Source organism: Ottowia cancrivicina (assembly GCF_029813755.1).
Classification (GTDB): Bacteria; Pseudomonadota; Gammaproteobacteria; order Burkholderiales; family Burkholderiaceae_C; genus Ottowia; species Ottowia massiliensis.
The window spans coordinates 47,885-56,787 of sequence record NZ_JARVII010000018.1; the positions used below are offsets into that span (position 1 = coordinate 47,885).

Annotated in this window: 6 protein-coding genes and 1 pseudogene; 4 read left to right on the forward strand and 3 right to left on the reverse strand. The window is 67.1% G+C overall.

Translation table 11 applies throughout. The features are described from left to right. The first annotated feature begins 155 nt into the window (after nucleotides 1-155). From QB898_RS09245 to QB898_RS09260, 4 genes are all read left to right on the forward strand, one after another. On the forward strand, nucleotides 156-1,157 hold the full coding sequence (locus tag QB898_RS09245; RefSeq protein ID WP_279524714.1) for an HpcH/HpaI aldolase/citrate lyase family protein: 1,002 nt from the start codon (nucleotides 156-158) through the stop codon (nucleotides 1,155-1,157). A gap of 33 nt (nucleotides 1,158-1,190) precedes the next feature. Beyond that, nucleotides 1,191-1,742 carry a hypothetical protein gene (locus QB898_RS09250; RefSeq protein ID WP_279524715.1) on the forward strand — a complete coding sequence of 184 codons (552 nt, stop codon included), beginning with the start codon at nucleotides 1,191-1,193 and terminating at the stop codon, nucleotides 1,740-1,742. Between the two features lie 59 nt (nucleotides 1,743-1,801). Continuing rightward, nucleotides 1,802-4,417 carry a bifunctional aconitate hydratase 2/2-methylisocitrate dehydratase gene (gene acnB, locus QB898_RS09255; RefSeq protein WP_279524716.1) on the forward strand — a complete coding sequence of 872 codons (2,616 nt, stop codon included), beginning with the start codon at nucleotides 1,802-1,804 and terminating at the stop codon, nucleotides 4,415-4,417. Nucleotides 4,418-4,848: 431 nt separating this feature from the next. Continuing rightward, a complete protein-coding gene (locus QB898_RS09260) occupies nucleotides 4,849-6,411 on the forward strand; it encodes a GTPase/DUF3482 domain-containing protein (RefSeq protein ID WP_279524717.1) in 1,563 nt (520 codons plus the stop codon). A gap of 671 nt (nucleotides 6,412-7,082) precedes the next feature. Here QB898_RS09260 and QB898_RS09265 read toward each other — a convergent pair. The 3 genes and pseudogenes from QB898_RS09265 to ubiT form a co-directional block, all read right to left on the reverse strand. Beyond that, a complete protein-coding gene (locus QB898_RS09265) occupies nucleotides 7,083-7,685 on the reverse strand; it encodes a UbiX family flavin prenyltransferase (protein ID WP_279524718.1) in 603 nt (200 codons plus the stop codon). Between the two features lie 112 nt (nucleotides 7,686-7,797). Then, nucleotides 7,798-8,169 (reverse strand): annotated as a pseudogene (locus QB898_RS09270) (putative zinc-binding protein); the annotation flags it as partial. A gap of 18 nt (nucleotides 8,170-8,187) precedes the next feature. Beyond that, nucleotides 8,188-8,751: a ubiquinone anaerobic biosynthesis accessory factor UbiT gene (gene ubiT / locus QB898_RS09275; RefSeq protein ID WP_279524719.1), complete on the reverse strand. Its 564-nt coding sequence runs from the start codon at nucleotides 8,749-8,751 to the stop codon at nucleotides 8,188-8,190. Between the last annotated feature and the right edge of the window lie 152 nt (nucleotides 8,752-8,903).

The window sequence follows — 8,903 nt, forward strand, 5'->3', positions numbered from 1 at the left end:
TTGCACCCACGGACAAATCGAAAGCAGGCTCTGGCAACCAACACCCCGCGCTGGCATGCCTGAATGTCAGTGCCGCCGGTTCAACCGTTTTGCAACCTTTCCCGTTCGCGCCAGAAGCCGGTTTCCATCTTGTTTTCAATAGCCGAAAGAGCCGCATGACAAACCTGAGCGCATTTGCCCTGCATCCCCGCAGCGTGCTGCTGGCCGCGCAGGCCAGCCGGGGCATGCTGCCCGTGTGCGACCACTACAGCGGCGTGGAAGCGCGCATGCGCAAGAGCCTGCAATTGCAGGCCGAAATGACGGAAGAATTTGGCGCCTGCGTGTTTGACGTCACGCTGGACTGCGAAGACGGCGCGCCCGCTGGCGGCGAAGCCGAACACGCCGCGCTGGTTGGCGAGCTGGCCTTGTCCGCGCCTGCAAAAGCCCGCGTGGGCGTGCGCGTTCATCCCGTGGATCACCCCGCATTCACGCAAGACCTGGCCGCCATCCTGCCCCGCGCCGGGCATCGCCTGGCCTACGTCATGCTGCCCAAGGTGGAATCGGTTCATGACGTAACCCGGGCCGAAGAAGCCCTCTTGTCCATCTACCCCCAGGGCCTGCCGCTGCATGCGCTGATCGAGTCGCCCGCCGCCGTGCACCGGGCGTTTGACATTGCTGCCCATCCGCGCGTGGAATCCTTGAGCTTTGGCCTCATGGACTTTGTTTCGGCCCATGCAGGCGCCATACCGGCACAAGGCATGGGCGCGCAAGGCCAGTTCAGCCATCCGCTCGTGGTGCGCGCCAAGCTGGAAATCGCTTCTGCCGCCCATGCTTTCGGCAAAGTGCCCTCGCACTGCGTGGTGACTGAATTCAATGACGCCGCCGCGCTCAGGCAAGCCGCCTGCCGCGCCGCGCAGCAGCTGGGCTACACGCGCATGTGGAGCATTCACCCCGCGCAAATCCGTCCCATCCTCGAAGCCTTCGCGCCTGACGAGCGCCAGATCGACGAGGCCACGGCCATCCTCCTGGCCGCGCAGCAAGCCCGCTGGGGGCCTATCAGCCATCAGGGCCGTCTGCATGACCGTGCCAGCTACCGCCACTACTGGCAGCTGCTGGAGCGCGCCCACACCACAGGCCGTGCGCTTCCCCGCGAAGCGCGCGCCTGGTTTTCCAACTGATCTTTCCGCAACCCTGAAGAGAAAGCACGCACCATGAAACCCGCTCTCATCGCCCTCGTTGCCGCCGCCTGCCTGATGTCCCTGGGCACGGCTCACGCCGCCGAAAACAAGCCCCAAAAGCCCGCCGCAGCGCAAAAAGCGGCCAAAAAGCCCGTAAAGCGCGCTGCCAAAAAAACCGCCAAATCCAAGGCCGCAGCGCCCAAACCCGCGCCTGCCGCCGCCGTTGATCAGCCTTTGACGGAAGCTGAAAAAAACATCGCCAAACTCGTGCACACCGGCACGATTTCCTGTGATCTGAACACCAAGGTTTCGCTGGAGCCTGACGCCGACAACCCGGGCCACTTCTTCCTGCACATGGGCAAGCTGCGCTACCACATGCGCCCCATGGAAAGCCGCACTGGCGCCGTGCGCCTGGAAGACACCCGCGCCCGCGCCCTGTGGCTGCAACTGGGCAACAAATCCATGCTGATGGACCAGAAACAAGGCAAGCGCATTGCCGACGGCTGCATGTCGCCCGAGCAGCGCGAGTTCTCCGCGCAAATGGACAAGATGCCCCGCCAGAGCCTGTTTGATCAAAAACCCTGAACCTGGCTCAACGCAAGCCAGCGTTTTTCGTTTTCATACCCATAAAAGGAGAATCCCACATGTTAAAAGCCTATCGTGAACACGTCGCCGAACGCGCGGCGCTGGGCATCCCGCCGCTGGCGCTCAATGCCAAACAGACCGAAGAGCTGATCGAACTCATCAAGAACCCGCCCGCCGGCGAAGCCGAATTCCTGATGGATCTGCTCACCCACCGCGTGCCGCCCGGCGTGGACAACGCGGCCAAGGTCAAGGCTTCATTTCTGGCCGCCGTGGCGCATGGCGACATCCAGGTCGCCCTCATCAGCCGCGCCAAGGCCACCGAGCTGCTGGGCACCATGGTCGGCGGCTACAACGTGCACCCGCTCATCGAACTGCTGGACGACAAGGACGACGCCGTCGCAGACGCCGCTGCCAGCGCGCTCAAGAAAACGCTGCTGATGTTCGATTTCTTCAACGACGTGGCCGCCAAGGCCAAGGCGGGCAACGCGCGCGCCAAGGCCGTCATCCAGAGCTGGGCCGATGCCGAGTGGTTCACCAGCCGCCCCAAAGTGCCCGAAAAAATCACCGTCACCGTCTTCAAGGTGCCCGGCGAAACCAACACCGACGACCTCTCTCCCGCCCCCGACGCCTGGAGCCGCCCGGACATTCCGCTGCACTACCTGGCGATGCTGAAAAACACCCGCCCCGACGCCCCCTTCAAGCCCGAAGAAGACGGCAAGCGCGGCCCCATCCAGTTCATTGAAGACCTGAAGAAAAAAGGCCACGTCGTCGCCTACGTGGGCGACGTGGTCGGCACCGGCTCCAGCCGCAAATCGGCCACCAACAGCGTCATCTGGGCCACCGGGCAAGACATCCCCTTCGTGCCCAACAAGCGCTTTGGCGGCGTCACCCTGGGCGGCAAGATTGCCCCCATCTTCTTCAACACGCAGGAAGACTCCGGCTCGCTGCCCATCGAAGTGGACGTCAGCCAGATGGACATGGGCGATGTCATCGACATCTACCCCTACGAAGGCCGCATCGAAAAAGCCGGCCAGAAGATTGCCGACTTCGCGCTCAAGAGCGAAGTGCTGCTTGACGAAGTGCAGGCCGGCGGCCGCATCAACCTCATCATCGGCCGGGGCCTGACGGCCAAGGCGCGCGACTTCCTCGGCCTGCCCGCTTCCAGCGCCTTCCGCCTGCCCAAGGCCCCCGTGGACACCGGCAAGGGCTTCACCCTCGCGCAGAAGATGGTGGGCCGCGCCTGCGGCCTGCCTGAAGGCAAAGGCATTCGCCCCGGCACCTATTGCGAGCCGCGCATGACCACTGTCGGCAGCCAGGACACCACCGGCCCCATGACGCGCGACGAACTCAAAGACCTGGCCTGCCTGGGCTTTTCTGCCGACATGGTGATGCAGTCCTTCTGTCACACCGCCGCCTACCCCAAGCCGGTGGACGTGAAAACCCACCGCGAGCTGCCCGCCTTCATCAGCACGCGCGGCGGCGTTGCCCTGCGCCCGGGCGACGGCGTTATCCATTCCTGGCTCAACCGTCTGCTGCTGCCCGACACCGTGGGCACCGGCGGCGACAGCCACACGCGCTTTCCCATCGGCATCAGCTTTCCGGCAGGCTCCGGCCTGGTCGCCTTTGCCGCCGCCACCGGCGTCATGCCGCTGGACATGCCTGAAAGCGTGCTCGTGCGCTTCAAGGGCGAGCTGCAACCGGGCGTGACCCTGCGCGACCTCGTGCACGCCATCCCGCTCTACGCCATCAAGCAGGGCCTGCTCACCGTGGCCAAGGCGGGCAAGAAAAACATCTTCTCCGGCCGCATCCTGGAAATCGAGGGCCTGCCCAACCTGAAAGTGGAACAAGCCTTCGAGCTGTCAGACGCCTCCGCCGAACGCTCGGCCGCCGGCTGCACCATCAAGCTGGACAAGGCGCCCATCATCGAGTACCTCCAATCCAACGTCGTGCTCATGAAAAACATGATCGCCGACGGCTACCAGGACGCCAAGACGCTGGCACGCCGCATCGAGAAAGTGGAGCAATGGCTTGCCAACCCGCAGCTGCTTGAAGCCGATGCCGACGCCGAATACGCCGCCGTCATCGAAATCGACATGAACGAAATCAAGGAGCCGATCGTCTGCTGCCCCAACGACCCGGACGACGCCAAAACCCTCTCCGACGTGGCCGGCACCAAGATCGACGAAGCCTTCATTGGCTCGTGCATGACCAACATCGGGCACTTCCGCGCCGCCGCCAAGCTGCTGGGCGGCCAGCGCGACATCCCGGTGCAGCTGTGGATCGCCCCGCCCACCAAGATGGATCAAAACGAACTCATCAAGGAAGGCCACTACGCCGCCTTCGGCGCCTCCGGCGCGCGCACCGAAATGCCCGGCTGCTCGCTGTGCATGGGCAACCAGGCGCAAGTGCGCGCGGGCGCCACCGTCATCTCCACCAGCACCCGCAACTTCCCCAACCGCCTGGGCAAGAACACCAACGTCTTTCTCGGCTCGGCGGAACTCACGGCCATCGCCTCGCGCCTGGGCAAACTGCCCACCCGCGAGGAATACCTCAAGGAAATGGGCATCGTGGACTCCGACAAAGCCGGCATCTACCGCTACATGAACTTCGACCAGATTCCCGAATACGCCGAAGTCGCCGAAGGCCTGGGCAACGCGCTGGAGCAGCACCCCTGAAGCGCGCCTGCTGACCACGGCGCGGACGCCAAAGCGCCCGTGCCGTGGGAAGCATCAGAAATAGGAGCGAATTCAGAGGGGGTAAAACACCCTCTCGCGCAATTTTCACTAGGACCTCATGCTATGAATCAAGGAGCAAAATAAAGGGGGTGAAATGGCGCGCTTCATCTGCGCCGCTGTGCATGCCATCCCAATCCGCCCGTCTCCATCCCGCTCTTGCCGCGCTCACGGGCAGAGGCATGAGCAGGGCGCTGAAGCAGGGCACTGATTCCCCTGGCGATCCAGACCCCGGCAGCCGCTTTGGGCTGCCGGGGTTTTTTCATGTCCGCTTTCATGCCCGCAGCCGCGCCCGGGGCGGGCCTTCGCCCCTGCCTGGCGCCGCCTGCTGATTTCTGCGCCCGGCGCTGCCGCCCCGGCGACAATTCGCGCCCATGACCGCGCCTGCCTCCATGAGCACCCCGTCCGAAGCCCCCGCGCAGGCGTCTGCGTCCGGCTCATCCGCCGCCCCGTCTGCCTTGCGGATTGCCGTGGTGGGCCACACGAACGCGGGCAAAACCTCGCTTTTGCGCACGCTCACGCGGCGGGCGGCGTTTGGCGAAGTCTCTGACCGGCCCGGCGTCACGCGGCACGTCGAGCGCATCGACCTGCTGCTGCAAGGCGAAGTGGCCGTGCGCTTTTTCGACACGCCGGGCCTGGAAGACGCCGTGGCGCTGCTCGACTACCTGCAAGAGCTGCCCGCCCAAAGCCTGCCCGCGCACCCCAGCCGCACCGACCGCGTGCGCGCCTTTTTGAGCGGCCCCGAAGCGCATGCCAGCTTCGAGCAGGAAGCCAAAGTGCTGCGCGCCCTGCTTGAACACGCAGACGCGGCCATGCTCGTCATCGACACGCGCGCGCCCGTGCTGCCCAAATACCGCGCCGAAATGGAAGCGCTGGCCTGGTGCGCGCGCCCCATCATGCCCGTGCTCAATTTCGTGCGCGCCGCAGGCAGCCGCCAGGACGGCTGGCGCGCCGCCTTGCGCGATGCGGGCCTGCACGCCTGCGCGGCGTTTGACGCCGTTGCTCCCTTCAACGGGGCCGAAACCGCGCTGTACCGCGACCTGGCCGCGCTGCTGCCCGAGCGCCGCCGCCAGCTTGAAGACATTGCCCGCCAGCTTGAGCAGCAGGCGCAAGACCGCCAGCGCGCCGCGCGCCTGGCCATCGCCAGCGCCCTTGTCAGCGTGGCCGCCATGCGCCGGTCCATCGCCGCAGGCGAATACGCCGATCCGGCGCGGCGCGACGCCTTCATCCACGCCTTCCAGCAAGACTGCGCGGCCCATGCCCGCCGGGCCGCGCAGGCGCTGCTGCGCGCGCACGCCTTCGGGCCGGAAGACGCCGAAGCCGCCAGCCTGCCGCAACTGGCCCAGCGCTGGGAGGACGACCTGTTCAACCCCGCCTTGCTCAAAGAAGCTGGCCGCCGCCTGGGCCTGGGCGCGGCCATTGGCGCGGGCATCGGCGCGGTGGCCGACGTGGCATTGGCGGGCCTGTCGCTGGGCGCCGCCGCCACGCTGGGCGGCGCCATTGGCAGCGCCCTGAGCGGCGGCTGGCAGCCCCTGGCTGGCAAGCTGCGCGGCCGCCTCACCGGCACGCAGGAACTCACGGCGCAAGACGCCGTGCTCGCCCTGCTGGCCGCGCGCCTTCTGGCGCTCAACCAGGCCCTCACGCAGCGCGGGCACGCCGCCCAGCACAAGCTGCGCGCGGCCGAATGGGAAGAGGGCAGCCAGCAAGCCGCCCAGGCCCGCCAGCTGACGGCCACGCTGGCGGACGCCCTGCGCCCGGCCCGCGCTCACCCGGACTGGGAAGAGCGCCCCGGCGCGCCGCCCGTTTTTGACCCCGGGCGTGACGCCCTGACGCAACGCGTGGCCAGCCTGCTGCCCGCAGCGGAGCCGGAAACGCCCGCCGCCAGCCCCGGCGCCGCAAGGCAGCCTGAAACGCCAGCGGCCTGGCCCGGGGAATGACGCCACTTTGGCCCCAGCCCAACCTTCCCGCCGCCCCAAGCGGCCCCAATCAGCTTCAAGCCAGCCGATAGCGCCTTCATGACGCGCCGAAATCCGCTCCTTGATCCATAGCATGAGGTCCTGGCGGAACGCGCGCAAACGGCCTTTTCGCCCGCCGGTATTCGCTCCTCTTTTGATATGGCCGGATGCTTTTCGCCAGGCTGCCGCGCGCAAGGCGGGCGGTGGAGAAAGGGCAGAGGAAAGACGGCTTGCGCTGATCAGCGCAGGGCGGCCCTTCGCTTTGCGCCAAGAGTCTGTTCAGAGCCTGGCTGTGAGGGGCGAAAGGGGCGAAGGGGAAGGGGGCGAAGGGGGCGGAATCAGGCTGCAAGGCGATAACCGCAAATGGGCCTTGCGGCTGGCGAGGCATTTGCAGCGCCCGAGAGTGCCCGAGAGCGCCCGAGGCCGCGCTTTTGGCGCCCGCAGGCAGATTGCGGACAGGCGCTCAGGCGGCGGATCGCCAGCGGGGGCTGCATCAGAAACAGGAGCGAATGCAAAGGGGGTCAAAAAGGCTTTTGCGCCCGTTCCACCAGGACATGACGCTATGGATTCGGGAGCGAAAAATAGCCGCTTCCGCTGGACCTGCGCCCGGCCTGCCCGAACCGTTCTTTTTGGGGCCGGGCTGCGCACAGGCGCTAGAAGCCTTCCCACTCGCCGGCCAGGCCCTGGGGCAGGCCCAGCAGGTCGAGCGCGCGGGCCACGCTGTGATCCACCATTTCGTCGATGCTGGCGGGGCGCTGGTAGAGGGCGGGGACGGGCGGGCAGATGATGGCGCCCGCTTCGGTGGCGGCGGCCATGTTGCGCAGGTGAATAAGGCTCAGGGGCGATTCGCGCGTCATGAGCACGAGGCGGCGGCGCTCTTTGAGCGTGACGTCGGCGGCGCGGGTGAGCAGGTTGTCGCCCAGGCCGTGGGCGATGGCGGCCAGGGTGCGCATGGAGCAGGGGGCGACGATCATGCCCATCGTCTGAAACGAGCCGCTGGCGATGCTGGCGGCCAGGTTGGTGCTGGCGTGCAGGGTGTGGGCCAGTTGCAGCGCCTGGGTGTCGGTCACGCCGGTTTCGTGGCGCAAATTGAGCCAGCCGGCGGGGGTGATGACCAGGTGCACTTGCAGGCCGGTTTTCTTGAGGGCTTGCAGCAGCCGCAGGCCGTAGGTGGCGCCGCTGCTGCCGGAGATGCCCACGATGAGGCGGCGGGCGCAGGCGCGCTCAGGCGGCTGCGGTTTCATGGCGTTCGGCATGCGGCGCGCGGGATGGCTCGGGCGTGCTGGCGGCGCGGGGGGCGGGGCAAGGGCGCGCCGGGCCGCTGCTTCCGGCCTGGGCGGGCGGCGCGGCCGTTTCCTGCGGCGGGCACAGGGGCTGCGCGGCCAGATCGGCCTCAACCTGGGCGAGCACCTGGGCGGCCTGCTCGGGGTCGTAGTCTTCGTGGGTGCGTTTTTTGACGCCGTATTGCTGGAGCTGGTAGTGGCGGTCAGGCGCGATGCCGTGGCGCGCGAGGCTGCTTTTCACGCACACGAGCGCGCAGCCGTCGAGCGCGACGATGGGGCGGCCCGATTTGGCGATTTTCACGAGGTAGGGCACGTCGCCGCCCACGCCGGCGATGCACGACATTTCAGCCACGCCGCGCCGGTCAAGCTTGACGGCGACGTGGTTGGCAAGCTGCGCGGCGCTGGAGCAGCCGGAGCAGGAGTAGACCAGGGGCAGGGATGGGTCGTGGGCGGGCATGGCGCTTGGGTTTTCGTTTCAGGGCTTGCGGATGAAGGGCGGCAGCGGCGGCAGCGGCAGCTTGGGCAGGCGCTGCACGAGGTCTTGCAGGGGCTGCGGCGCGTGGCGGGTGAAGACGGCCTGGGGCGTCCAGTACAGCGGGTCGAGCACGGGCAGCTCCAGCGCGTCGAGCGCGTTTTTCACCACCAGGCCCAGTTCGGTGTCGCCTTCCATGATGAGGCGGCGGTTGAAAAAGAGCGTGTCGGGGTCTTGCTTGCGCTGGGCCAGGAGCACGAAGTCTTGCGCGTTGGCGCTGATGGCCAGGTCTGGCTCGGCGTGCCGCGCGCAGGGGGCGAATTTGCCGCCTTGCCAGGTGAAGTCAAAGTCCAGCCGCGCGTCGCGCACGCGAATGGCCAGGCGCTTGCCTTCGAGCAGGGCCGTGACGTCTTCGGGCAGATGCCTGGCCAGGGCCAGGTTGATGACGGCCACCAGCAGCATGGAGCCTGGGTAGGCAGGCAGCAGCGACAGGGCCGCGCCCACGGGCGCGGGCAGGGTGTAGGCGGCCGGCGGCGTGGCGGCGGAAGCGGAGATGGCCTGTTGCATGGCGGTTTCCTTGGAAAGTGAAGGGATGGAAAGAAATGGGATAGGGCTTAGCCGCGCGCCACGGAAAGCGGCGCGAAGCTTTGCGCCACGGGCATGACTTCAATGCGGTTCACGTTCACATGCGGGGGCTGCTGCACCAGCCAGAGCACGAT